Origin of the sequence: Palleronia pelagia, from assembly GCF_900110115.1 — a bacterium.
Taxonomy (GTDB): domain Bacteria; phylum Pseudomonadota; class Alphaproteobacteria; order Rhodobacterales; family Rhodobacteraceae; genus Palleronia; species Palleronia pelagia.
In genome coordinates this window covers 730,637-753,634 of the sequence record NZ_FOCM01000001.1, presented here as the reverse complement: position 1 = coordinate 753,634, position 22,998 = coordinate 730,637, and the positions used below count along the sequence as shown (strand labels likewise).

The 22,998-nt window shown below is 67.3% G+C and carries 24 protein-coding genes and 2 tRNA genes; 10 read left to right on the top strand and 16 right to left on the bottom strand.

The features are described 5' to 3' along the window. Nucleotides 1-32 precede the first annotated feature (32 nt). Entirely contained in the window at nucleotides 33-272 is a 240-nt protein-coding gene (hfq, locus tag BMX96_RS03635) for an RNA chaperone Hfq (RefSeq protein ID WP_073125984.1), read from the top strand. 61 nt (nucleotides 273-333) lie between these two features. Then, on the top strand, nucleotides 334-1,587 hold the full coding sequence (hflX, locus tag BMX96_RS03630; RefSeq protein ID WP_091844267.1) for a GTPase HflX: 1,254 nt from the start codon (nucleotides 334-336) through the stop codon (nucleotides 1,585-1,587). Nucleotides 1,588-1,809: 222 nt separating this feature from the next. On the opposite strand, the gene BMX96_RS03625 is transcribed toward hflX, so the two are convergent. After that, nucleotides 1,810-2,595, bottom strand: a complete 786-nt coding sequence (locus tag BMX96_RS03625; protein WP_091844266.1) for an enoyl-CoA hydratase — start codon at nucleotides 2,593-2,595, stop codon at nucleotides 1,810-1,812. A gap of 59 nt (nucleotides 2,596-2,654) precedes the next feature. Between BMX96_RS03625 and BMX96_RS03620 the strand changes: the two genes are divergently transcribed. Beyond that, entirely contained in the window at nucleotides 2,655-3,077 is a 423-nt protein-coding gene (locus BMX96_RS03620; RefSeq protein ID WP_091844265.1) for a PaaI family thioesterase, read from the top strand. Here the strand turns inward: BMX96_RS03620 and BMX96_RS03615 are convergent. From BMX96_RS03615 to BMX96_RS03600, 4 genes are read right to left on the bottom strand one after another with little or no spacing between them, the layout of a single operon-like run. Beyond that, on the bottom strand, nucleotides 3,074-4,123 hold the full coding sequence (locus tag BMX96_RS03615) for an ornithine cyclodeaminase (RefSeq protein WP_091844264.1): 1,050 nt from the start codon (nucleotides 4,121-4,123) through the stop codon (nucleotides 3,074-3,076). The two genes, BMX96_RS03620 and BMX96_RS03615, sit on opposite strands and share 4 nt — an antisense overlap. A 4-nt stretch (nucleotides 4,124-4,127) precedes the next feature. Then, a complete protein-coding gene (gene rocF, locus BMX96_RS03610; protein ID WP_091844263.1) occupies nucleotides 4,128-5,045 on the bottom strand; it encodes an arginase in 918 nt (305 codons plus the stop codon). After that, nucleotides 5,042-5,518 (bottom strand): disulfide bond formation protein B, encoded by a 477-nt coding sequence (locus BMX96_RS03605; protein ID WP_091844262.1) that lies wholly within the window; start codon nucleotides 5,516-5,518, stop codon nucleotides 5,042-5,044. Before BMX96_RS03605 ends, rocF begins: the two co-directional genes overlap by 4 nt. Then, complete coding sequence (locus BMX96_RS03600) at nucleotides 5,515-6,093, bottom strand: YqaA family protein (RefSeq protein WP_091844261.1); 579 nt, start codon at nucleotides 6,091-6,093, stop codon at nucleotides 5,515-5,517. Before BMX96_RS03600 ends, BMX96_RS03605 begins: the two co-directional genes overlap by 4 nt. 107 nt (nucleotides 6,094-6,200) lie before the next feature. On the opposite strand from BMX96_RS03600, the gene ypfJ reads away from it, so the two are divergent. Beyond that, nucleotides 6,201-7,055, top strand: coding sequence for a KPN_02809 family neutral zinc metallopeptidase (gene ypfJ, locus BMX96_RS03595; protein WP_091844260.1), 855 nt, complete (start codon nucleotides 6,201-6,203; stop codon nucleotides 7,053-7,055). A 27-nt stretch (nucleotides 7,056-7,082) separates the two neighbouring features. On the opposite strand, the gene BMX96_RS03590 is transcribed toward ypfJ, so the two are convergent. Beyond that, nucleotides 7,083-7,514: an NUDIX hydrolase gene (locus BMX96_RS03590; protein ID WP_091844259.1), complete on the bottom strand. Its 432-nt coding sequence runs from the start codon at nucleotides 7,512-7,514 to the stop codon at nucleotides 7,083-7,085. A gap of 80 nt (nucleotides 7,515-7,594) precedes the next feature. On the opposite strand from BMX96_RS03590, the gene BMX96_RS03585 reads away from it, so the two are divergent. Beyond that, nucleotides 7,595-7,680: transfer RNA gene (locus BMX96_RS03585), tRNA-Leu, on the top strand. A 29-nt stretch (nucleotides 7,681-7,709) separates the two neighbouring features. After that, nucleotides 7,710-7,796 (top strand) — tRNA-Leu (locus BMX96_RS03580). A 46-nt stretch (nucleotides 7,797-7,842) separates the two neighbouring features. Here the strand turns inward: BMX96_RS03580 and BMX96_RS03575 are convergent. From BMX96_RS03575 to guaA, 8 genes are all read right to left on the bottom strand, one after another. Further along, a complete protein-coding gene (locus BMX96_RS03575; protein ID WP_073125946.1) occupies nucleotides 7,843-8,460 on the bottom strand; it encodes a TetR/AcrR family transcriptional regulator in 618 nt (205 codons plus the stop codon). Next, the gene (gene ppk2, locus BMX96_RS03570) at nucleotides 8,453-9,334 is read right to left on the bottom strand and encodes a polyphosphate kinase 2 (protein WP_091844258.1); all 882 of its coding nucleotides are present in this window, start codon (nucleotides 9,332-9,334) and stop codon (nucleotides 8,453-8,455) included. The genes BMX96_RS03575 and ppk2 overlap by 8 nt, the downstream gene beginning before the upstream one ends. A gap of 161 nt (nucleotides 9,335-9,495) precedes the next feature. Further along, the gene (locus BMX96_RS03565; RefSeq protein ID WP_091844257.1) at nucleotides 9,496-10,476 is read right to left on the bottom strand and encodes an alpha/beta fold hydrolase; all 981 of its coding nucleotides are present in this window, start codon (nucleotides 10,474-10,476) and stop codon (nucleotides 9,496-9,498) included. Beyond that, the gene (locus tag BMX96_RS03560; RefSeq protein ID WP_091844256.1) at nucleotides 10,451-11,368 is read right to left on the bottom strand and encodes a homoserine O-succinyltransferase; all 918 of its coding nucleotides are present in this window, start codon (nucleotides 11,366-11,368) and stop codon (nucleotides 10,451-10,453) included. Before BMX96_RS03560 ends, BMX96_RS03565 begins: the two co-directional genes overlap by 26 nt. Nucleotides 11,369-11,427: 59 nt before the next feature. Then, nucleotides 11,428-12,294, bottom strand: coding sequence for an ATPase (locus tag BMX96_RS03555; RefSeq protein WP_091844255.1), 867 nt, complete (start codon nucleotides 12,292-12,294; stop codon nucleotides 11,428-11,430). Nucleotides 12,295-12,400: 106 nt separating this feature from the next. Continuing rightward, nucleotides 12,401-13,594 (bottom strand): OmpP1/FadL family transporter, encoded by a 1,194-nt coding sequence (locus BMX96_RS03550; protein WP_091844254.1) that lies wholly within the window; start codon nucleotides 13,592-13,594, stop codon nucleotides 12,401-12,403. Between the two features lie 115 nt (nucleotides 13,595-13,709). Continuing rightward, nucleotides 13,710-14,615: a DMT family transporter gene (locus BMX96_RS03545; protein ID WP_091844253.1), complete on the bottom strand. Its 906-nt coding sequence runs from the start codon at nucleotides 14,613-14,615 to the stop codon at nucleotides 13,710-13,712. A gap of 150 nt (nucleotides 14,616-14,765) precedes the next feature. Further along, nucleotides 14,766-16,352: a glutamine-hydrolyzing GMP synthase gene (gene guaA, locus BMX96_RS03540; protein WP_091844252.1), complete on the bottom strand. Its 1,587-nt coding sequence runs from the start codon at nucleotides 16,350-16,352 to the stop codon at nucleotides 14,766-14,768. A 148-nt stretch (nucleotides 16,353-16,500) separates the two neighbouring features. Here guaA and BMX96_RS03535 point away from each other — a divergent pair, with 148 nt between their 5' ends. After that, nucleotides 16,501-18,048, top strand: coding sequence for a trimethylamine methyltransferase family protein (locus tag BMX96_RS03535; RefSeq protein WP_091844251.1), 1,548 nt, complete (start codon nucleotides 16,501-16,503; stop codon nucleotides 18,046-18,048). Here BMX96_RS03535 and BMX96_RS03530 read toward each other — a convergent pair. Then, complete coding sequence (locus tag BMX96_RS03530; protein ID WP_091844250.1) at nucleotides 18,041-18,334, bottom strand: DUF6477 family protein; 294 nt, start codon at nucleotides 18,332-18,334, stop codon at nucleotides 18,041-18,043. The genes BMX96_RS03535 and BMX96_RS03530 overlap by 8 nt on opposite strands. A gap of 504 nt (nucleotides 18,335-18,838) precedes the next feature. Between BMX96_RS03530 and BMX96_RS03525 the strand changes: the two genes are divergently transcribed. The 3 genes from BMX96_RS03525 (at nucleotide 18,839) to lipA (ending at nucleotide 21,962) form a co-directional block, all read left to right on the top strand. Further along, a complete protein-coding gene (locus BMX96_RS03525; RefSeq protein ID WP_236736940.1) occupies nucleotides 18,839-19,672 on the top strand; it encodes a DUF6456 domain-containing protein in 834 nt (277 codons plus the stop codon). A gap of 129 nt (nucleotides 19,673-19,801) precedes the next feature. Next, on the top strand, nucleotides 19,802-20,887 hold the full coding sequence (locus BMX96_RS03520) for a histidine kinase dimerization/phosphoacceptor domain -containing protein (protein WP_175481641.1): 1,086 nt from the start codon (nucleotides 19,802-19,804) through the stop codon (nucleotides 20,885-20,887). A gap of 121 nt (nucleotides 20,888-21,008) precedes the next feature. Then, nucleotides 21,009-21,962, top strand: coding sequence for a lipoyl synthase (gene lipA, locus BMX96_RS03515; RefSeq protein WP_073125931.1), 954 nt, complete (start codon nucleotides 21,009-21,011; stop codon nucleotides 21,960-21,962). A 290-nt stretch (nucleotides 21,963-22,252) separates the two neighbouring features. Here lipA and BMX96_RS03510 read toward each other — a convergent pair whose 3' ends face one another. Then, nucleotides 22,253-22,822 (bottom strand): peptidoglycan L,D-endopeptidase MepK, encoded by a 570-nt coding sequence (locus BMX96_RS03510; protein WP_073125930.1) that lies wholly within the window; start codon nucleotides 22,820-22,822, stop codon nucleotides 22,253-22,255. Nucleotides 22,823-22,998: the final 176 nt, after the last annotated feature.

Here is a 22,998-nt window from a genome sequence, read left to right as displayed (position 1 = left end):
TGCCAACAAGAAAAGCGACAGGGACACCCGACATGGCCGGCGAGAAACAGAACCTGCAGGAAACCTTTCTTAACCACGTTCGCAAGACGAAGGTGCCGGTGACGATCTTCCTGATCAACGGCGTGAAGCTTCAGGGCGTGATCACCTGGTTCGACAATTTCTGCGTCCTGCTGCGCCGCGACGGGCAATCCCAGCTGGTATTCAAGGGCGCGATCTCGACGATCATGCCCAGCCAGCCGATCCAGCTTTACGAAGGCGACGACGGCACCTGACCGCGCTGCCGCGCCCCGGCGCACAATTGACAGTACCTGCGGCGGGTGACATGTCGCGCCCATGATGCATGCCTGGGTCATCCATCCCGAACTCCTCTCCGACCGCGACCGCCGTGATGCGGGTCCCGCGCTAGAGGAGGCCATGTCGCTGGCCGCCGCGTTGCCCGACCTGAAGGTCGAGGGCGGCGAAATCGTGCGCCTGCAACGGCCGCATCCGGGCCACCTGTTCGGCACCGGCAAGCTGGACGAGATCAAGGCCCGGCTGGAAGCCGAGGATGTCGGCCTCGTGCTGATCGACGGGCCGGTCAGCCCGGTGCAGCAGCGCAACCTGGAAAAGGCGTGGGGCGTGAAGCTCCTGGACCGGACGGGCCTGATCCTCGAGATATTCTCCGACCGCGCCGCCACGCGCGAGGGCGTGTTGCAGGTGGAAATGGCCGCGCTCAGCTACCAACGGACGCGGTTGGTGCGGGCCTGGACCCACCTGGAGCGCCAGCGTGGCGGCCTGGGCTTCGTGGGCGGGCCGGGCGAGACCCAGATCGAGGCCGACCGCCGCGCCATCGACGAACAGCTGAACCGCCTGCGCAAGCAGCTGTCGAAGGTCGTGAAAACGCGCGAACTGCACCGCGCGGCACGCGCCAAGGTGCCGTTCCCCATCGTCGCGCTGGTGGGCTATACCAACGCCGGGAAATCCACGCTGTTCAACCGCATGACCGGCGCCGACGTGATGGCCGAGGACATGCTGTTCGCCACGCTGGACCCGACCATGCGGGCGGTGGATCTGCCGTCGGGCAAGCGGGTGATCCTGTCGGACACGGTGGGCTTCATCAGCGACCTGCCCACCCAGCTGGTCGCGGCCTTCCGCGCCACGTTGGAAGAAGTCCTGGCCGCGGACCTCGTGGTGCACGTGCGCGACATCAGCCATCCCGAGACCGAGGAGCAGGCCGAGGACGTGCGCACGATCCTGGCCGATCTCGGCGTGCTGGAGACCACGCCGCAGCTGGAGGTCTGGAACAAGACCGACCTGCTGGCGCCCGAGGCGCGATCGGCGGCCGAGGCCATCGCGGCCCGCCGCGACGAGGTGCTGACGCTCTCGGCCCTCAACGGCACGGGGATGGAGGCGTTCACCGACGCCATCGCCGAGGCGCTCGACGACAAGCGCAGCCGGAAGACGGTCGTGCTGCCGTTCGAGGCCGGCAAGCGCCGCGCTTGGCTCTACGAGCAAGGCGTGGTCGAGGACGAGCGGCAGACCGAGGACGGCGTCGCGCTGGACGTCAACTGGACCGCCCGCCAGGCCCGCTCGTTTCATGACATATGAGCGCCGCGCCCTGGCGATGATCGGGCAGGGCCAGGTATTTCTGGACCAGTGATGCTGGAAAAGGCATCCCGTCGCACGATGCGCCGGGTTTCCGTTTCGGAATTGAGTATTTCTGGACCAGTGATGACAAGGTGTGACCGCTGAACGTCGCGAGCGTCGCCAAGGCATCACTGGTCTTCAAATACTCGCGGCGCTCGGTCCGCAAAACGGCGCGCGGGCGGCCTATTGCGTCCAGTTCGGATCCCGCTTGTCAAGGAAGGCGGCGATGCCTTCCTTGGTCTCGTCGAATGCCATGTTCATCGCCATGACCGTGCCGGTATGGGCGTAGGCGTCGGCCAGGGTCATCTCTGACTGCTCGTAAAACGCGCGCTTGCCCACCCGCACCGCACGGCCAAGCTTCGCGGATACCGTCTCGGCCAATTCACGCGCCGCGCCGTCCAGGCCCGGTGCGGGCACCGCGCGATTGATGAGGCCCAGTTCGGTGGCGCGGTCGGCGTCGATCAGCCGTCCGGTGGTCAGCATCTCGAACACCTGCTTGCGCGGCATGACGCGGCTGAGGGCCACCATGGGGGTCGAGCAGAAGAGCCCGATATTCACGCCATTGACGCCGAAGCGGCAGTCGTCGGCGGCCACCGCCATGTCGCAGGTCGCCACCAGCTGGCATCCCGCCGCGGCGGCCACGCCGTGGACCTGCGCGATGACCGGCTGGGGCAGGCGCACGATCTGCTGCATCACGGCGCTGCACCGGGTGAAGAGATCGCCCCAAGCCGCCGCGCCGCCATCTGGGGCCTGGCGCACGGCCTGCATTTCGCGCAGGTCGTGCCCGGCGCAGAAGGCACGGCCCGCGCCGCGGAGGATCACCACGCGCGTCTCGGTGTCTTCTTCCAGCGCCGACAACGTCTCGGACAATTCGGCCAGCATTGCGTCCGACAGCGCGTTCAGCTTGCCCGGATCGTTCAGCGTCAGGGTCGCGATCGCCGCGCGGTCTTCGCGTTCCACCAGTGCCATGCTTGCCCCCGTTCGTTGGTTTCGCCAAACCTTGGCGCATGAGGGGTGGAGGAACAAGTATGCCGATCGTGATGGACGTGGACGCGCTGACGGAATTCCTGCGGCGCGAGTTTCCGCAGGTCTCGGACGACTTCGTCATCGAGGAGGTCACCGAGGAACTGACCACCGTGCGGCTTGCGGTGGGCGAGCGTCACCTGCGCCCGGGCGGCACAGTGTCTGGGCCGACCATGTTCGCGCTGGCCGATGTAGGGATCTACCTCGCGATCCTCGCGCGGCTGGGGCCGGTGGCGCTGGCCGTGACCACGAATTGCTCGATCGATTTCCTGCGCAAGCCCGCATCGGGGCGGGACCTGATCTCGAAGACACGGATCCTGAAGCTCGGACGCGTGCTCGTTGTCGGCGACGTGCTGATCTACTCGGAAGGCGACGACAGGCCCGTGGCGCGGGCGTCCCTGACCTATTCGATCCCGCCGCGCGCCTAGGGCGCCGCGCGCTGTAGCATGCCGAAAAGGTCGCGGGGATCGTCGGGATCGGCCAGCAGGTCGAGCTTGTCGAACAGGTCCGTCCCTTCGAGCTTGTCGCGCACGTAGGTCAGTGCGCTGAAATCCTCGACCGCGAAGCCCACCGAATCGAACAGGGTCAGCTGGTCCGGCCCGGTCCGGCCGGGCGCATCGCCGGTGATGACCTGCCAGAGCTCGGTCACGGGGTGGTCGGGGTCCATTTGCTGGATCTCGCCCTCGATCCGGGTCTGCTCGGGGTATTCGACGAAGATCGTGCTGCGCGCCAGGATATCGCGGTGCAGCTCGGTCTTGCCGGGGCAGTCGCCGCCCACCGCGTTCAGGTGCACGCCCGCGCCCACCATGTTATCGGTCAGAATGGTGGCGAACTGCTTGTCGGCCGTGCAGGTGGTGACGATCTGCGCGCCTTCCATCGCCTCTTCGGCGCTGTCGCAGGCCACGACCTTCAGGCCCGATCCCTCGAGATTGCGCACCACCTTGTCCGTGGCCCTGCGGTCGATATCCCACAGCCGCACCGTATCGATGCCGCAGACGGCCTTCATCCCCAGCGCCTGGAACTCGGCCTGCGCACCGTTTCCGATCATCGCCATGACCCGCGCGTTCTCGTGGGCGAGGTGCCGGGCCGCCATCGCGGACATGGCGGCCGTGCGCAGAGCCGTCAGCACCGTCATCTCCGACAGCAGCACCGGGTAGCCCGTCTCGACCGAGGCCAGCAGGCCGAAGGCGGTCACGGTCTGCAGCCCGTCCTTCATGTTCTTGGGGTGGCCGTTCACGTATTTGAAGCCGTAGGTCTCGCCATCCGAGGTCGGCATCAGTTCGATCACGCCGTCGGCCGAATGGGCCGCCACGCGCGGCGTCTTGTCGAAAAGCGGCCAGCGGCGGAAATCGTCCTCGATCCGGTCGGCGAGCTCCTTGAGAAATGTCTCGACCCCGACGCGGTGAACCAGCTTCATCATGTTTTCCACCGACACGAAGGGCACATAGGCCAGCGGTGAGGGGGTGAGCGCCATGGCCTCAGGCCCCGAAGCTTTGGGTGGGCCGGTCGAAGATCCGGCGGCCCATGAGCGACGCGGTCAGGTCCACCATCAGCGACGCGGTGCGCCCGCGTTCGTCCAGCGCCGGGTTCAGCTCGACCAGGTCCAACGAGGTCACGAGGCCCGATTCACTGAGCATCTCCATGACCAGGTGCGCCTCGCGGAAGGTGGTGCCCCCGGGAACGGTCGTGCCCACCGCCGGAGCGATGGAGGGGTCCAGGAAATCTACGTCGAGCGAGACATGAAGGTCACCGCCCGCCTGCGCCACGTGGGCCAGGAACGACCGCAGCGGCATGGCGATGCCGGTCTCGTCGATCTCGCGCATGTCGTGGGTGGTGACGCGGGCGGCGGTGACGGCGGTCTTCTCCGGCCCGTCGACCGAGCGCAGACCGATCATGCAGACCCGGTCGGGCGGCACGGGCGCGGGCGGCGCCGGAAAGGCGTCGAAGCCGGGCTGGCCGGTGAAATAGGCTACGGGGCAGCCGTGCAGGTTGCCCGACTGGGTGGAGTGCGGCGTGTGGAAATCGCTATGCGCGTCCAGCCACAGCACGAAGAGCGGCCGCTTGCGATCCTGCGCCCGCGCCGCCATGCCGGCGACGCTGCCCATGGCCAGCGCGTGGTCGCCGCCAAGGAAGATCGGCATCCCGTCGACCGCGCGCCCGGCCTCGATCAGGGTGCCGGTCCAGGCGACGTTCTCGGCCAGATCCACCAGATGCGCGGGGCCGCTGACGTCGGGCAGGGGGCCGGGCGCGAGGTTGCCGGCGTCGGTGACGGTATGACCCAACTCGGCCAGCGCCCCGGCCATGCCGGCCACGCGGTAGGCATCGGGGCCCATGAGACACCCCTTGCGGTCCTTCCCGCAATCGAGCGGCACCCCCAGCAGCGTGATATCGGTCATGGGCGGGACTCCTTCAGGCACTGGCGGGCGGCGAGGATCCAGATCGCGGCGAGCAGGAACGAGAACAGCGCGTTCCACGAAGGCATCGACAGACCGAAAAGCGCCCAGCTGACCTCGTCGCACATCACGACCTTGTCGAGCACGTCCGTCGACAGCAAATCCGCCCCCGTCAGCCCGGTGATGTCGCCGCCGCCCGAGCACGAGGAAGGGCCTTCCCACCAGTCGCGCTCGACCCCGGTGTGGTAGACGCCGATGACGGCGGTGGTGAGGGCGGCCAGCGCGCCTGCGATGGCGACCGGAAGCCGGGCGAAGAACAGCGCCAGAACGCCCAACGCGATCGCCACCATGTGCGGCCAGCGCTGCCAGAGACACATCTGGCACGGCGCGTAACCCAGCGCCTGGAACATATAGGCGCCGCCCAGAAGCGCGGCCGAACCAAGCCCGGCCAGGATCATCAATGTACGTGCGGTCACAGATACCTCAGTGCGAAGAAGCCGCCCAACAGCAGGATCATGAAGACCGAAAACACGAGGCCCAGCCGCCGTTCGATGAAATCGCGGATGGGCGGGCCGAATTTCCATAGCAGCGCCGCGACGATGAAGAACCGTGTCGCCCGCGCGATCAGGGACGAGACGATGAAGATGGGTATGGACAGGCCGGTCGCGCCCGACAGGATCGTGATGACCTTGAACGGGAACGGCGTGATGCCGGCCACCAGTACCGCCCAGGCGCCCCAGGCGTTGTAGGCGCCGGCGAATTCGTCGAAGCGGTCGTCCTTGCCGTAGAACTCCAGCACCGGGCGGCCGATCTGCTCGAACGCGGCGGAGCCGATCCAGTAGCCCAGCAATGCGCCGGCCACCGAGGCCAGCGTGCAGACGCCCGCGATCAGGAACGCCCGGCGCGGGGCCGCGATGATCATCGGGATCATCAGGATGTCGGGCGGGATGGGAAACACCGACGACTCGATGAACGACACCAGGGCCAGGGCCCACAACGCGTGAGGATGCGCGGCCAGCGACAGGGTCCAGTCATAGAGGCGTCGGATCATGCGCCCCATGCAGCACTTGGCGGGGGTGGGGTCAAGCACAACCGGCTTGGCGTTTCGCGGGGTCTGGACCACGATGGCGTGACAGCGGGCGGCAGGAGGGCGCGGCGATGAAATGGCGTGGAAGACGGGGCAGCCGAAACATCGAGGATCGCCGCGGACGCCGGGTCGGCGGGGGCGCGGCGCTCGGGGGCGTCGGTGGGCTGGGCCTGCTGGTGGTCGTCATCGGATGGTTCTTCGGCGTGGACCTGACGCCGCTTCTGCAGGACGGTGCGGTGGCGCCGGATCGAAGCAGCGGCGGCCCGATCACCGAGGCCGACCGCCAGGCGGGTGAATTCGTTTCCGTCACCCTGGCCGACACCGAAGAGGTCTGGTCCGATATCTTCGCCCGCCAGGTGGGCGAGGCCTATCGCCCCGTCACGCTGGTGCTGTTCACGGGCGTCACGCAAAGCCCCTGCGGCGGGGCCTCGGGCGCGACGGGGCCGTTCTATTGCCCAGTCGACCGCAAGGCGTACCTGGACACCGCCTTCTTCACGACCCTGTCGCGACAACTGGGCGCGTCGGGCGATTTCGCCGCCGCCTACGTGGTCGCGCACGAGGTCGCCCACCATGTCCAGAACGAGCTCGGCATTCTCGGCCAGGCCAACCGGATCCGGTCGCAATCCTCGACCGAGCGGGCAAACCAGATCAGCGTGCGGCTGGAATTGCAGGCCGACTGCCTGTCGGGCGTTTGGGCCGCCGCCGCGCAAGACCGGTTCGGCTCGATCGAGCCCGGCGACATCGCCGAGGCCATGAACGCGGCCGCCCGGATCGGCGACGATACCCTGCAACGCGGGGCCGGACGGGTGCCGCGCCCCGAGACCTTCACCCACGGCACGTCCGGGCAGCGCCAGTCCTGGTTCGCCACGGGATACGAGACCGGCGACATCACCGCCTGCGACACGTTCAGCGCCGACCGGCTCTGACCCCGCAGGATCGAACCCTCGGGCCGCCTATCCGGACCCGAGCCGCGTGGGGGTGGCCCGCACGGCAAGCTCGTAGAGGGCGAGAACCCGCGGGCTGGAGGGCAGGTCCGGCAGCCGGTCGCGGTGAACCCAGCCCGCCTCGAGCGCGTCGTCGGCGGCGTGGGGTGTGCCGTCCACGTAGTCGCACAGCACCGCAGCCAGAAGGTAGTGGTGCAGAACCACGCCTTCCGATCCGCGATGGATGTCGAGGTTCGTCAGGTAGCCGCGCGGGGTGGCCGTGACACCCGTCTCCTCCAGCAGCTCGCGGGCGGCGGCCTCCAGCGCGGTCTCGCCCCATTCCACATGGCCGCCGGGATAGCCCCAAAGGCCTGCGTCGGGCGGGTTGCCGCGGCGGACCAGCAGGACCGACTCGCCGCGCAGGACCACCGCGATCGCCCCCAGGCGTGGTATTTTCTCCATCGGCGTCGTCCTTCCTGCCACTCGGGCCTTTTCTCACGCGCGCGCCCGGTCTACACCCCGATCTGCGGCGGTGACCCGATGCCCGTGTGGCGGAATGGTAGACGCAGGGGATTCAAAATCCCCCGCTGGTGACAGCGTGCCGGTTCGAGTCCGGCCACGGGTACCACCGCCGCCGCGGCGCATGTCGCCCGCGGCGCGGGCGTGATGGAATGGTAGACATACCAGACTTAAAATCTGTTGGGGCGTAGCCCCGTGTGGGTTCGAGTCCCACCGCCCGCACCATCCGATCCTGTCTCATGCTCTGCCCTGAGAAATCAGTCCCGTACCCTCACTCGTCCGGGGCCAGCAGGCCGAGCCCGCGCAGGTAGATGCCGATTCCCGACTCCAGCAGATCCTCGGGCGGGAAGGGCACCTGCGTCCCGGGCGAATTGCGCGCGAAGAGCTCGACCACCCCGTGGGACATGGCCCAGACATGGGCGCTGAACATCTGCGGCGGCGGGCGCTTGCCCTCGGGGATACGCTTCGACAGGGCCTCGGCCGCGCGTTCCAGCACGCCGCGCGCGCGCGCGGCTGCGCGGTGCAGATCCGGGTTGCGCGCCACCGCCACGCCGGATTCGAACATGGCGACGTAATGCCCGGGATACTTCCGGGCGAAGGCCAGGTAAGCGCGGCCCGTGGCCTCGAACGACGACAGCGCCGAGGGTTGGCCGGATTCGTAGGCGTGTTCCATCAGGTCGCCGAAGATCTCGTAGCCCTGTCGCGCGCATTCGGCGATCAGCTCGTCGCGGCCTTCGAAATGGCGATAGACGGCGGCGGGGGTGACGCCGGCGTTCTTCGCCGCCTCGGACAGGGTGAAGCCGGTCGGTCCCTTGTCGCGGATCAGGTCGAGCGCCGCGTCCACCAGGGCCTGGGCGAGATTGCCGTGGTGGTATCCGCGCTTAGCCATTGTCGCCATGGGGCCAGATCCCGGGGCCGCCACAGATCGACGGGTCCGGCGACGACGAGACCGACGGGTCCTTGCCCGCGAAGTCCACCCGCGACAGGACCGACCGGATCGCGGCAAGCCGGGCGCGGCGCTTGTCGTCGGCGCGGATCACGGTCCAGGGGGCGTGGTCGCTGTGGGTGCGGGCGAAGGTCTCGCCGATGGCGGACGTGTAGGCATCCCAGCGCTTCAGCCCCTCGACGTCGATCCAGCTGAGCTTCCATTGCTTCAGCGGATCGCCTTCGCGGGCCAGGAAGCGGCGCAACTGCTCGGCCCGGCCCACGTTCAGCCAGATCTTCACCAGCGTGATGCCGTCGCCGACCAGCATCCGTTCGAACGGGCCCACCTGGTCGAAGAACCGCGCGCGCTGTTCGTCGGTGCAGAAACCGAAGACCTTCTCGACCACGGCGCGGTTGTACCACGACCGGTCGAAGAGCACGATCTCGCCCGCCGTGGGCAGGTGCCGGACGTAGCGCTGAAAATACCACTCGCCGGCCTCGGTTTCGGTGGGTTTCGGCAGGGCGACGACCCGGGCCACGCGGGGGTTCAGGTTCTCGCGGAACCGCTTGATGGACCCGCCCTTGCCGGCGGCGTCCCGGCCTTCGAACACCACGACCACGCGTTTGCCGGCTTCCTTCACGTCGGCCTGGAGCCGGGCGAGCTGATGCTGGAGCGCCTCGAGCTGATCCTCGTAGTCGTCCTTGTCCATGCGGCGGTCGTAGGGATAGCCGGGGTCGATCACGTCACCCTTGCGCAGGTCGTGCAGGGCTCCGCGCAGGGGCTCGGGCGCCTCGGTCTCGTGAAAACGGCTGATCGCACCGTCGAAGGGCAGGGTCATGGGCGGCACTCGGCGTGTCATCTGGGTCAGCCGACCGACCCTAGGCGCGGCGGGCGGGATTGGCAAACGGCGGGTCGCGCCCATGTACCGCCATCCGCAAGATCGTTGCGCCGCGGCCATGCCATGTTTCTAAAGGTGTCTTACCTTCGGGGCCGGGACTTTCACAGCACCCCGGCGCGGCGGGCGGCGCGGTCGATGGCATCGGCCACCGCCTCGGCCGCCACGTGGTGGGGCATGTGGCCCACGCCCTCGAGCCGGGTGAGCCGCGCGCCGGGCACCTGCGCGACCAGCCGTTCGGAGTGGATGTCGATGGGCACCACGTCATCGGCGGTGCCGTGCACGATCTCCAGCGGCAGGTCCAGCTGGCCATAGCGCGGCTGCATCTCGACCACCTGAGGCCGGAGGGTGTTCACCTGTCGCGCATTGGCGCGAAACGACGCGGGCCGCAGGGTGAGCGGCGCGCCCACGTAGTCAAGATAGCCCTCGGGCGGGTCCTGGGGGGCGAAGATCGACGCCACCGCATCGCGCACGAGCCCGTCCGTTGCGAAGGCCGAGATCAGCGGGACCACCGTGCTCCCGCCCAGTTTCGATCCGTTCACGGTGTAAAGCGGCCCCAGCCCGCCGGGCCAGGGCTGCGTCGCGCCCGAAATCACCACCGCCGCGGCCGGTGCATGGTTCAGCGCCCAGGCCATGGTCACCGCGCCGCCGTAGGAGTGGCCCGCCACCACCGGCCTTTCGACGCCGATCGCCCGCGCCGCACCGGCCAGAAGCGCGGCCTGGCTTTGCGGCGTCTCGCCCCGGTCGCCCCAGGGACCGACGAGCGCGGGGTCGACCTGTGTGTAGCCCAGGCCCGGGCGGTCGAAGACGGTGACGCGGAACCGGTCGGCCATGCGGTCCGCGAAGGCGAAGGTGAAATCGCGCAGGTTGCCGGACGCGCCGTGGATCAACACCAGGTCCGGGCCCTGTCCCATCTGAAGGTAGTGGACGCGGCGGCCATCGACCTCGACGAAATCGCCCAGCGGCGGGAATGCCGCCTCGGCCCGGTCGACGCGGCTGTCGATGCGTCGGTCCACCAGCGCGGTGCAGCCTGCCAGCAGCAGGCCCGCGACGGCGAGCTTACCGACCAATTTCGGAAGGGTCATAGGGAACGCTTTGGTAAATTTCGTTGATCCAGTTGCCATATAGAAGATGGGCATGGGACCGCCAGCGGTTCAGCGGCGTCTTCGTCGGATCGTCGTCGGGATAGTAGTTGTCGGGTATGTTGATCGGCGTGCCGGCGGCCACGTCGCGATCGTATTCCTGCTTCAGCGTGTCGTCGTCGTATTCGAAATGATTGAAGATATAGGTCGCGCGGTGGCCGGGATCCTCGACCAGGGCGGGGCCGGCCACGTCACTGGTCAGCAACGTCCGCAGCCCGGGCGCGCGGTCGATATCCTCCTGCCGCATCTCGGTCCAGCGGCTGACCGGGATCACGCAGTCGTCCGAGAACCCGCGTAGCAGAGGCGTGGTCGTGTCGAGGTTGCGGTGCCGGAAACAGCCGAACAGCTTGGCGCCCAGCAGATGCTTCGGCACGCCGTGGAAATGGTTGATCATCGCCATGCCGCCCCAGCAGACGCCGAAGGTGGCGTGCACGTGGGTCTGGGTCCAGTCGAAGACCTGGCGCAGCTCGTCCCAGTAGGTGACATCGCCGAACTCCAGGTGCTCGATCGGGGCGCCCGTGATGATGACGCCGTCGAACTTCTCGTCGCGCACCTCCTGGAAGGGGCGGTAGAAGGTCTCCATGTGGTCCGCGGCGGTGTTGCGGGTCTGGTGCTCGGTCATCCGGATCAGTCGGAGGTCGATCTGGATGGGTCCTGCGCCGATCAGGCGGGCGAACTGGTTCTCCGTCTGGATCTTCTTGGGCATCAGGTTCAGCAGCCCGATCTTCAGGGGCCGGATGTCCTGGCGCGCCGCCTCGGCCTCGCCCATGACCGCGACGCCCTCGGATCGAAGGACGTTGTAGGCGGGCAGGTCAGAGGGCAGTCGGATCGGCATGGCGGTCTTTCGCGCGGCGTAGGTCGGGACGCATTAGCTAGGGTGGCGGTGCGCCATCCTCAAGCCGTGGCGCGTGCGTCGATGTGACAGGCGACCAGGTCATCGAAGGCGGCCGGGTCGCGCATTTGGGCCACGTCGTCCGCGTCGATGGTGATTCCACGCTCGGCCATGGCGGCGTAGCGCGGCTGGCGATGGGCGAGCGCGCGGGCATAGGTCCAGCGCACGAAATCGTCCGGGTTCACGCGGTCGGGCGGATCGCCGCTGAGCGCGCGGTAATCGCTCCAGGCCTGCGCCAGGAATTCGGGCTGGTAGTACATGGGCTTGGGCGCCCGGTCGAAGCGGCGGACCAGTTCGGCCGTGTGATCCTCGCTCCCCTTCAGCCAGACCAGCAGAAGATTGTCCTCGAGCAGTTTCAGCGTCGGATCCTCGGGATCGTCGGGATCCACCACCTCGCAGATCGACCCCGAGGTGTCGCAGACGAAATTGCCGTAGCCATAGATATCCTGCGCGCGCTGGATGAAGCGCACGGTGTCGGCCATGGCCAGGATCTCGGCTTCGCGGTGCTGGGCCTGCCGGGCCGAGTATTCGGTGAAGGGCAGGCCGCCCAGGTCCGGGTTGCCCGGCTTGCCGAGATAGGTCGACAGGGGCGCGAGGTTGTCGAAGGTGATGTTCGACGCCACGTAGATCGAGTCGCTGAGCAGCAGCTCGCGCAGCAGCGGGACCTTCATCGCCTCGCGCTTGAAATTGTCGGCGATGTATTCGCCCATGTATCGGGTGCCGATGCGGTAATCGACCGAGTAGTGGAACCACCCGCCCGCGTCGCGCAGCATGGTCGACAGGTAGGTCTTGCCCAGCCCCGACATGCCGAAGAACAGCACCCGTTTTTGCGGCGCGTCGCGCCATTCCTGTCCGGTCTCGTAGATCATGGCGGCCTCATATCCGGTGGGGGCCGTGCTGCCTAGGCCCGCCGCGCACGAAAAAGGCCCCGGGCGCGCGCCGCGGGGCCTTTCCGTTGGTCCGACAGGGATCGGATCAGAAGCTGTAGCCGACCCGGAAGCCGAAGGCGACGGCCGAGTTGTCCGAGAAGCTTGCGCAACCGGACCCGCCACCCGCAACGTCGCAGACACCGGTCGACGGCGTCGCGTCCCCGATATCGACGTAGCGGACGCCGCCGGCGATGGTGAACTGCTCGTTCACGTCATAGCTCAGCCCCAGACCGATCGACTTCTGGCCGTCCGTCGGTGCAAGGGGCGAGCCGAAATCACCGCTCTGGCGTTCGTAGCCGAGCGTCACCGAGCCGGACAGACGGTCGGTCAGCTGACGACCGATCCCGACCGACACCGAGTAGGCGTCGTCAATCGACGTGAGCGAACTGTTGTTGGACCGCACACCGAAGGCGGCTGGCGTAACCTTTACGTCGTCGTACCAGGCATAGCGGATCTGACCAAACAAGAGCGTCTGTTGGTTCAGGCCGGTCTGGAAATCGAGATTGATGGCCTCGGGCGTCTGGACTTGCGTCGGCGCGCTGGGCGCGCCGGTCGGATTGAGTCCAAGCGCGGTTACGTTCTCGACGGTCGGCAGATCGTGGTCGGTCTTGGTGAAATAGGTCATCGCAATGCGCAGAGCGATCTCGGGGCGCTCGTAGGCCGCACCGATGGCAAGACCGATATCGCTGTCCTGGCCGAACTGGACGTTGTAGCCATTTAGGGCGGGGGCCGGTGCAACAGCCAGCGGGTTCGCGGCGGCCGGAGCACCGTAGGCGTTACCAGACAGGGTCACGTTACCGTCACCGAGGCGCACGTAGCGCAGGCCGCCATGGACCGAGATGTTCTCGGAGAATTCGTAGCGGGCCAGCGCCATCAGCTCTGAACTATCCAACGTCGCCGCGGTGCCGCCCAGTGCCGTCAGGTTGGATCCGGGATAGGCGATATCCACGCCGTAGGGCTGTCCAGCCGTCAGGGCGAAGGACAGCTGCTCGGAGAGCTGGAGTTTCACCCCGGCGCCCAGCTGGCTGTAATCGTCGCCGACATCATCGAAGGTGCCACCGCCGAGAAGCGGGTTGCCGTTGCCGTCCACCGACGGGAACACCCGACCGAAGCTCAGCTCGGCGTAGTTGCCATCTTCGAACAAAAGGGTCACGGGCTGGCCCGACCGGTCCAGTCCCAGCGCGCCGGCCATGGCGGGCGCGAGTGCGAGCACGGCGACAGTGCCGAACAGCTTCTTCATAAGGGTCTCCTCCCAGACGCGATATACGTGCGGTTGTCCGGTTTTATGTCGCCTCGGCCTGCGCGGCGATACTGTGACCCCACGTCAGAAATCGCGGACCCTTGAAGATTTGCAACTATGCAACAGGTGCGGTGCGGCGCGCGCGGTTCTCGACCCAGATATTCACGTAGTTGGCGCCGAAGATCAGCGCGGCGCCCAGCAGGACGTAGCCGTCGAACGGCTCGCCGTAGAACATCATCCCGATGGTGGCGATCACCGGCAGCCGCAGGAAGTCGAAGGGAATCACCAGGGTCGCCGGCGCGATGGACAGCGCGCTGGTCAGGCAGAAATGCGCCGCAAGGCCGGCGCAGCCGATCAGCACCAGCCAGGGCGCGGTGGCAGGCGAGGGCAGGGCCAGGTCTCCGTCCCAGCCCGCGCAGACCAGGCCGAAGACGGCCTGGATCACCGTCAGCCAGAACAGGATGCATGTGATCGTCTCGGTCCGGGTCAGCACCTTGGTGAAGACCGCCGAGCCCGCGAACCCGATCGCCGCGCCCGCCGCCGCGATCTGGCCCACCCCGATCCCGTCGACATTGGGCCGTGCCACCACCAGCACGCCGACGAACCCGATCAGCGCCGCCAGCATCCGCATCCGCGTGAGCCGCTCGCCCAGCAGCAGCGGCGCGGCCAGCGCCACCCATATGGGCGACGTGAACTCCAGCGCGAAGACCTGCGCCAGCGGGATCACGGTGATCGCGTAGAACCACAGGTTCTGGCCCGAGAAGTGAAAGACGTTGCGCACCACGTGCAGGCCCATCCGGCGGGCGCGCACCTGGTTCAGCGTCCCGGCCAGGCGTGCCACCGCCACCACCAGCACGATGCCGATGAACGAGCGGTACATCATCAGCTCGAAGGTATCGAGCTCGATGGACACCGCGCGTCCCGCAACCGCCATCGAGGTGAAGGACACGATGGCGCCCGTCATCCACAAGGCCGCCCGCATCGTTTGCGGCGCCGGCGTGTCGGTCGCGGACAGGGTCATGGCTGCACCTGGAATGGGACGCTCATGGCGGCAGATGCACCTATCGCGCGCACAAATACAAGGCAGACTGACGACAGCCACGCAGACCAAGGCTGTGGACGAGAGACCCGCACGCTGTCTTGGCTCAGGCGGCCCCGGTCCGCGCGGCGACTATTCCCACTCGATGGTGCCCGGCGGTTTCGAGGTGATGTCGTAGGTCACCCGGTTGATGCCCGGCACCTCGTTGATGATGCGCGTCGCGGTCTCGCCCAGGAAATCGTGGCTGAACGGGTAGTAGTCCGCCGTCATCCCGTCGACCGAGGTCACGGCACGCAGGGCGCAGGCGAAATCGTAGGTGCGCCCGTCGCCCATCACGCCCACGGTCCGCACCGGCAGGATCGCCACGAAGGCCTGCCAGATCTCGTCGTAGAGGCCGTGCTTGCGGATCTGGTCGATATAGACGGCGTCGGCCTCGCGCAGGATCTCGAGTTTCTCGCGCGTGATCTCGCCGGGGCAGCGGATTGCAAGGCCGGGGCCGGGGAACGGGTGGCGGCCGATGAAGTGCTTGGGAAGGCCCAGCTCGGCGCCCAGCGCGCGCACCTCGTCCTTGAACAGCTCGCGCAGCGGTTCGACCAGCTTGAGCCCCATCTTCTCGGGCAGGCCGCCCACGTTGTGGTGGCTCTTGATCGTGACCGACGGCCCGCCGGCGAAGCTGACGCTTTCGATCACGTCCGGATACAGCGTGCCCTGGGCCAGGAACTTGGCGTTGGGGATCGTGTCGGCGTGCTTCTGGAACACGTCGATGAACAGCTTGCCGATGGTCTTGCGCTTCTGTTCGGGGTCCGAGACGCCATCGAGCTGGCCCAGGAACAGGTCACGCTCGTCGGCATGGATCAGCGCCATGTTGTAATGGTCGCGGAACATGGTGACCACTTCCTCGGCCTCGCCCTTGCGCAGCAGTCCGTGGTCCACGAAGACGCAGGTCAGCTGGTCGCCGATGGCCTCGTGGATCAGCACGGCGGCCACGGAAGAATCCACGCCGCCCGAAAGCCCGCAAATCACGTGGGCGTCGCCCACCTGTTCGCGAATCGCGGCGATGGCCTGGTCGCGATAGGCTTCCATGGTCCAGTCGCCGGTGAAGCCCGCGATCCGCACGAAGTTCTGGTAGAGCCTCTTGCCGTTCGGGGTGTGATGCACCTCGGGGTGAAACTGCACCGCGTAGAAGTTGCGATCGGTATCGGCGGTCACGGCGAAGGGTGCGCCGGGCGAGGTGCCGCAGACCTCGAACCCGGGGGCGAGCCGGGCCACGTGGTCGCCGTGGCTCATCCAGACCTGCTCGCGTCCCTCGGCGAACCAGCCGTCCAGCAGCTTGGTCTGCTCGTCCGCCTTGGTGACGTAGGCGCGGCCGAACTCGGCGGTGCCGTGGCCGCGCTCCACGTGGCCGCCCAGCATTTGCATCATGACCTGCTGGCCGTAACAGATGCCCAGGACCGGCACGCCCAGCTCGAACACCTTGGCAGGGGGGCGCGGCGCCCCTTCGTCGCGGACCGATGCCGGGCCGCCCGACAGGATCACGGCCAGGGGTGCGAATTCGTCCAGGAACGCGTCGGTGACCGCCTGGAACGGGTGGATCTCGCAATAGACGTTCAGCTCGCGCAGGCGGCGGGCGATCAGCTGCGTCACCTGGCTGCCGAAATCGACGATCAGCAGTTTCTGGTGGTCGGCCTGGTGGGCGGGGGCGATGGGCGTGTCACTCATGTGACGGCTCGTAATCCAGCCCGGCACCCCGCGCAAGCGCGCCGCCCCGCGCGATGTCGTTTCCAAACGCGAAAGGACGCAAACCGGCGATGACGGAGGCACGGCGTGCACTAATCAGGGCGCAGAACGCCGAAAAGGAGTCAGCCCCATGAGCGATACAGCCACCCGCAGACGCAGCCGCGGGGCAGGGGGCGGCGCCGCCCGCCGGGCCGAGCGCAGCGCGATCAGCTTCGAGACCGCGAAGTTCATCACCCGCAACGTGCCCAATTACGAGGTTCTGACGCCCGAGGCGCTGGACATCATCGAGGCCAACGCCGAGACGCTGCTGGAAGAGATCGGCGTCAATTTCGTCGAGAATCCCGCCGCGCTGGATCGCTGGCGCGCGGCCGGCGCGATGGTCGAGGGCGAGCGTGTGCGCTTTCCGAAAGGCATGGTGCGCAAGCTGTGCGAAACCGCGCCCGAGACCTTCATCCAGCACGCCCGCAACCCCGAGCGCAACGTCGAGATCGGCGGGCGCAACCTGGTGCTGGCGCCGGTCTACGGCCCGCCCTTCGTGCGCGACGGGGACAGCGGCCGCCGCTATGCCACCATCGACGATTTCCGCAAGCTGGTGAAGCTGGGCTACATGTCCAAGTGGCTGCACCATTCCGGCGGCACGGTGTGCGAACCCACGGACGTGCCGGTGAACAAGCGCCACCTGGACATGCTGCTCGCGCACATGACCCTGTCGGACAAACCGTTCATGGGGTCGGTGACCGAGCCGGGCCGCGCCGAGGATTCGGTCGAAATGTGCCGCATCCTGTTCGGCGAGGACTTCGTGCGCGACAACTGCGTGCTGACATCGCTGATCAACGTGAACTCGCCCCTGACCTTCGATGCCACCATGATGGGCGCGCTCGAGGTCTATGCCGCCGCGGGGCAGGCCTGCATCCTGTCGCCCTTCATCGTCGGCGGGGCCATGGCGCCCGTGACCGTCGCGGGCACGCTGACGCAGGTGCTGGCCGAGGTCATGGTGGGCGTCGCCTATTCGCAGCTGATCCGGCCCGGCGCGCCCATGATCGGGGGCTGCTTCGTCACCTCGATCGACATGAATTCGGGTGCCCCCACCTTTGGCACACCCGAGGCCGCGCTCATTACCTATGGCGCGGGTCAGCTCATGCGGCGACTAGGCCTGCCCTATCGCAGCGCCGGATCTTTCAACGACAGCAAGCTGCCGGACGCGCAGGCGGGCTACGAATCCGCAAACTCGCTGAACGCCGGACTGATGGCTGGCGTGAACTTCATGCTGCATGCCTGTGGCTGGCTCGAGGGCGGGTTGGTCACCAGCTTCGAGAAATTCGTCATCGATGCCGACCAGCTGGGCGTGCTGCATGGCATCGCCCAGGGTGTCGATATCAGTGAGAACGGGCAGGCCATGGACGCCCTGCGCGAGGTGGGCCCGGGCGGGCACTTCCTTGGCTGCGCGCACACCCAGGCGAACTTCAAGACCGCGTTCTGGCGGACCGAGATCTTCGACCACAAGCCCTACGAGACCTGGGCCGACGAGGGCGAGCGCGACACGCGGTCCTTCGCGACGGCGCTGGTGGCCAAGCGGCTGGCCGACTACCAGCAGCCGGCGCTGGATCCCGAGATCGCAGCGCGGCTGGAAGCCTTCGTCGCGCGCCGCAAGTCCGAGATGGCCGACGCCTTCAGCTGAGCGATGCGGCGGCCGGGACGGTCGCCGCGGGCTCGGCCAGCAACGCGATCAGAACCTCGACGTGCCGACCGGCGCTGTAATCGGCCGCGCGATCCTTCCGTGCGACCTCCATCTCCGCCTCAAGCTGCAACAGCTCCGGCAAGTAGTTCGTTTCGTCCAGCGGCGCGGCCTGCCCAAGAATTCGGGGCAGGGCGGCGGCGCGGTCGTATCCTTGCAGCCCGAACCGCGCGGCGCTCAGCAACAAGCGGGGGCGGCGAATCTGGGGCAGGTGAGTCTGGTCGGTCATGGCGGATCTCCGGGATTTCTGGATACCGACTAGTATCGCCAGCCCCCGGGGCTGTTGCGCCCGCACCACAACACCCGCGCGGAAGCCTAACCCAAGGTTAACAAACCAAGGTGAAATTGAGGCAATCGACCAGCCCGTTAACACTCTGCTAATCGTTTCAACTAACGGTTGCGGAGTGGCGCCGACATAACCTTTGAAAATCACGGGTCGATGCCGGGCGGGATGGTTGTGCTGAACCAGGGGAAAGACATGACGAAAGAGGCGCACGGTTCCTTCGGGGGCTGGGTTCCGACTGCGGCGCGCGTTTACTTGCAGCACGTTGTGGACGGCAAATCGATCAGGGCCTTGGCGCGCGACGCCGACTGCCATGCGTCGACGGTCCTGCGGCAGGTCCGGCGGTGCGAGGAATTGCGTGACGATCCCCTTATCGACCACGCGCTGCGGCGACTGTCCGTCCAGCGTTCCCGGGGCAGCCACCCCGGCAAGCCGGCAAGAGACGTTACCATGAAGCACGACAAGACGATCACGACCTCGCCCAAGCCGACCGCCCCGGTCCAGCCGCCCGAGATCTACAACGCCGCCCGGCGGGTGCTGCGCCGAATGGCCGAACCCGGCGCCTGCCTGGCCGTTGCCGAAGGCATGGAGAAGGCGGTGGTCGTGCGCGAGACCGACGACGGGCAGACCATCCGCACCGCGGTGGTCGACACCCCCGTGGCCGAGGCGCTGGCGCTCGCGGGCTGGATCGCGGCCGAGGAGACCGGCCGGATCACGCGGTATCGCATCCGTCCGGCGGGCCGCGTGGCGCTGAAGGACATGCTGGACCAGGTCGAGGCGGGCCTGCGCGCCGACGACGCGGAACGGGATGGCGAGGACACGCGCGGCACCGGCGCCCGCTACGGCGCGCCGGAAAGCCCGCTGATGATGCTGTCCCGCCGCCGCGACAAGAACGGCCGGGTCTTCCTGACGCCCGACCTGGTGCGCGTGGGCGAGCGTCTGCGCGAGGATTTCGAACTGGCGGGCCTGGAGGCCGACACGGATGGCGACACGTTCGATGCCTTCATGGCCGAGCCGTCGGCGCCGACCCTGTCAGCGGACGACCTGCGGGGGCCGGGACCAAAAGCCGCACGCGCCCGCCTGCACGCCGTGATGCAGGACCTTGGCCCGGGTCTTGGCGATGTCGTCCTGCGCGCCTGCTGCCTGCTGGAGGGCATGGAGCCTATCGAGCGGCGCATGGGCTGGGCCGCGCGGTCCGGCAAGATCGTGCTGCGCATCGGGTTGGAACGGCTCAAGCGTCATTACGTCGAAACCCAGGGAAGACTGGCCCCGATGATCGGCTGACAGCCACTTCGCGCAGCATTCCGCCCATCATCTTGTCACCCCTTGCGCAAGGGGCTAAGCGCAATGGCATATTCGGGTTGGGAAGCGGCTTGGTGCCAAGCGGTTAGGTTTAAAGGGTGAATGCTGGACATGAACGACATCGCCGTCGATTCTGAAACGGTCGCGAACCGCCATCGCCTGGCCGCTCTGCGCAGTTTCGCGATCGACGGTGTCGATGACCGCAAGCCGTTCGATGACATCGCCCGCATGGCCGCGACCCTGACCGGCCAGCCCATCGCCATCGTCTCGGTGGTCGAATCCGAGCGTCAGTGGTTCCTGGCGCGCCACGGGCTCGAGCTTGCCGAGACCCCGATCGAGCAATCGATCTGCCGCCACATCATCCACCTGGACAGCGTGTCCGTGATCGAGGACACGCGCACCGACCCCCGCACCCGCGAAAACCCGCTGTGCCTCGGGGATCAGGGCATCCAGTTCTACGCGGGCGCGCCGCTGGTCACCGATACCGGCCAGCGCCTGGGCGCGCTCGCCGTCCTGGGGCTTGCGCCGTCGTCGCTGACCGGCTTCCAGACCGAGTTGCTCGAGATGCTGGCGCGGCAGGTGATGGCCCAGCTGAACCTGCGCCGTGCGTTGCGCCGGTCCGAAATGATGCGCCGCGAGGTCGATCACCGGGTCAAGAACTCGCTTCAATCGGTGGCGGCCATGACCCGGATCCAGGCCCGCGCCGTCACATCGGACGAGGCGCGCGAGGCGTTGGAGAATGTCAGCCGCCGGATCAACACGGTCGCCGCGCTGAACCAGCAGATGTACCGCTCGGGCAGCGACCGCGAGGCGCTGATGCAGCCGTTCATGAGCTCGATCTTCGACCTCATGCGCGACGGGCTGCCGGACCGCATCACCCTGAGCGTCGACGTGGACGAGATCACGCTCGACTCGCGCAAGGCGGGGGCGGTGGCCGTCATCGTGAACGAGTTCGTCACAAACTCGGTCAAGCACGCGTTCAACGAGGAGGCGGGCACCGTTACCGTCAGCCTGAAGAACCGGCCGGGCAACGAGATCGAGCTGATCTGCCGCGACGACGGCCCGGGCCTGGGCGAGGTGCTGCCGTCGGACCGGCTTGGGCTCGCGATCATCGACTCGGCCATCGACCAGCTGAACGCGGTGAAGACCGACATGGAAGGCCCCGGCCACGGCATCCGGGTCATCCTGCGGCCCTGATCCGGCACGCCCGCGTCCGCGCGGGCCATGCAGGCATGGCAAGGCGGTCATGTCGCACCGTCGACGCCTTGGACATGCGCGCGCGAATACCCTAGTTACCTTGGCAAGGAAGGACTTATCCATGCCACGCGACCTCAAGATTCCCGATCAGCGCCACCCCGAGAAGGCTCGCAAGCCCGAGACCCCGCGCCTGAAGAAGCCGGACTGGATCCGGGTCAAGGCACCGTCCGGCAAGGGCTATTCCGACACCAAGGCCATCATGCGCGAGCATAACCTCGTGACGGTCTGCGAAGAGGCGGGTTGTCCCAACGTGGGCGAATGCTGGTCGCAGGGCCACGCCACCATGATGATCATGGGCGAGATCTGCACCCGCGGCTGCACCTTCTGCAACGTGGCCACCGGTCGCCCCGACGCGCTGGACGTGTTCGAGCCGGGCCGGGTGGCGGACGCGGTGAAGAAGCTGGGCCTGAACCACGTGGTCATCACCAGCGTGGACCGGGACGACGTGGATGACGGGGGGGCCGAGCACATCGCCCAGACCATCCGCGCGACCCGTCGGCAGTCTCCGGGCACCACGATCGAGGTGCTGACGCCCGACTTCCTGCGCTGCGGTCCCGAGGCCCTGGAAACCGTGGTCAAGGCGCGACCGGACGTGTTCAACCACAACCTCGAAACCGTGCCGGGGCTCTACCCCGAAGTGCGGCCCGGTGCGCGGTATTTCCACTCGCTGCGCCTGCTGCAACGGGTGAAGGAGATGGACCCGACCATGTTCACCAAGTCGGGGATCATGGTGGGTCTTGGCGAAGATCGGCAGGCCGTGATGCAGGTCATGGACGACATGCGCGCGGCGGATGTCGATTTCATCACCATCGGCCAGTACCTCCAGCCCACGTCCAGGCACCACGCGGTCGCCCGCTACGTCACGCCCGAGGAATTCGCCGGCTACGAGAAGGCGGCCTGGGGCAAGGGGTTCCTGATGGTGTCGGCCACGCCGCTCACGCGGTCGAGCTATCACGCGGGCGACGATTTCGCCCGGCTGTCCGCGGCGCGCCAAGCGAAACTGGGCAACGGCTGAGAACGCGGGCCGGCTTTGCCGGGCTGCGTCCGAGATTTCCCGGCTTCATGACAGATCGAGAGCGGCGACAGGCAAGGCCTTCGCCGCTTTCGCGTCTTTACGGTCATGTCGTGAAGGGGGAAGGCCGCCGGGTTGCCGGTGTCACGCCTCCTTGGCCGGATGTGACACTGCGGGCCGGTCAAACGCGCCCGGTCAGAGACACCTCTTCCTCGGCCTGTCAAACCAAGGACGCCAACGAAAAAGGGCCCGGCGCAATGCCGGGCCCCAATCTTTTGGCGGGACAGGTCGGTTCAGCTGCCCCAGCTGCGCACCGGACCGCAATCCATGTGCACGAAATTCGACGAGGTATAGCGCCCGACGCCCCCGGCGGCGCAGGCCGACGCGGCGCGGTACATCTGCGCGACCGAGCGCGAATTCATCCGCAGGTCGGCGGCTTCGCCCTTCAGGTGGCGCGAGTTCTTCGCCACGCCCGACGAGCGGCTGCGCAGCATCGCGTTGGTCTGCGGCGAACGATAGCCCGAGATCAGCAGGTACGATTCGGTCGTATCCATCAGGTTGTGCGCGGCGGCCATGATGTCGAGCGTGCGGGTGTCGATCGACTTGACCTGGTTGTTCCGCCAGTCGCGCATGACGTGATTCACCTCGGCCAACGCGTCCTTGATGTAGCTTCCTTCGATCCAGTAGATCGTGTCGAGGCTCTCACCGGTCCGGCCGTTGTAGATCTTCAGCCTGCGAATGTCGCCCGCACCACGCAACAATCCGAAAGCGTTCGAATAGGTGGGTGCTGCTGCCAGAGCCGTTGCTGCGAATGCACCCAGCAAGCCGCGCCTGGTCATGCCAGTCGTCCGTGAAGTGTCCATGAAGGTAACGTCCCGTTTTTTTAAGTTGCCCTGCCAGCCCCGTTGGTCGGAGCTTGGTCTTTGCCTCTGCAAGACGAGTCATGGCACAAAGCGGACCGTTCAGAAAGGCCCCGAAAAGCCAAACGCCGTTTGGTTCCATAACTCGGCAGATTCTTGCTTAACTCCGCGGCGTTACC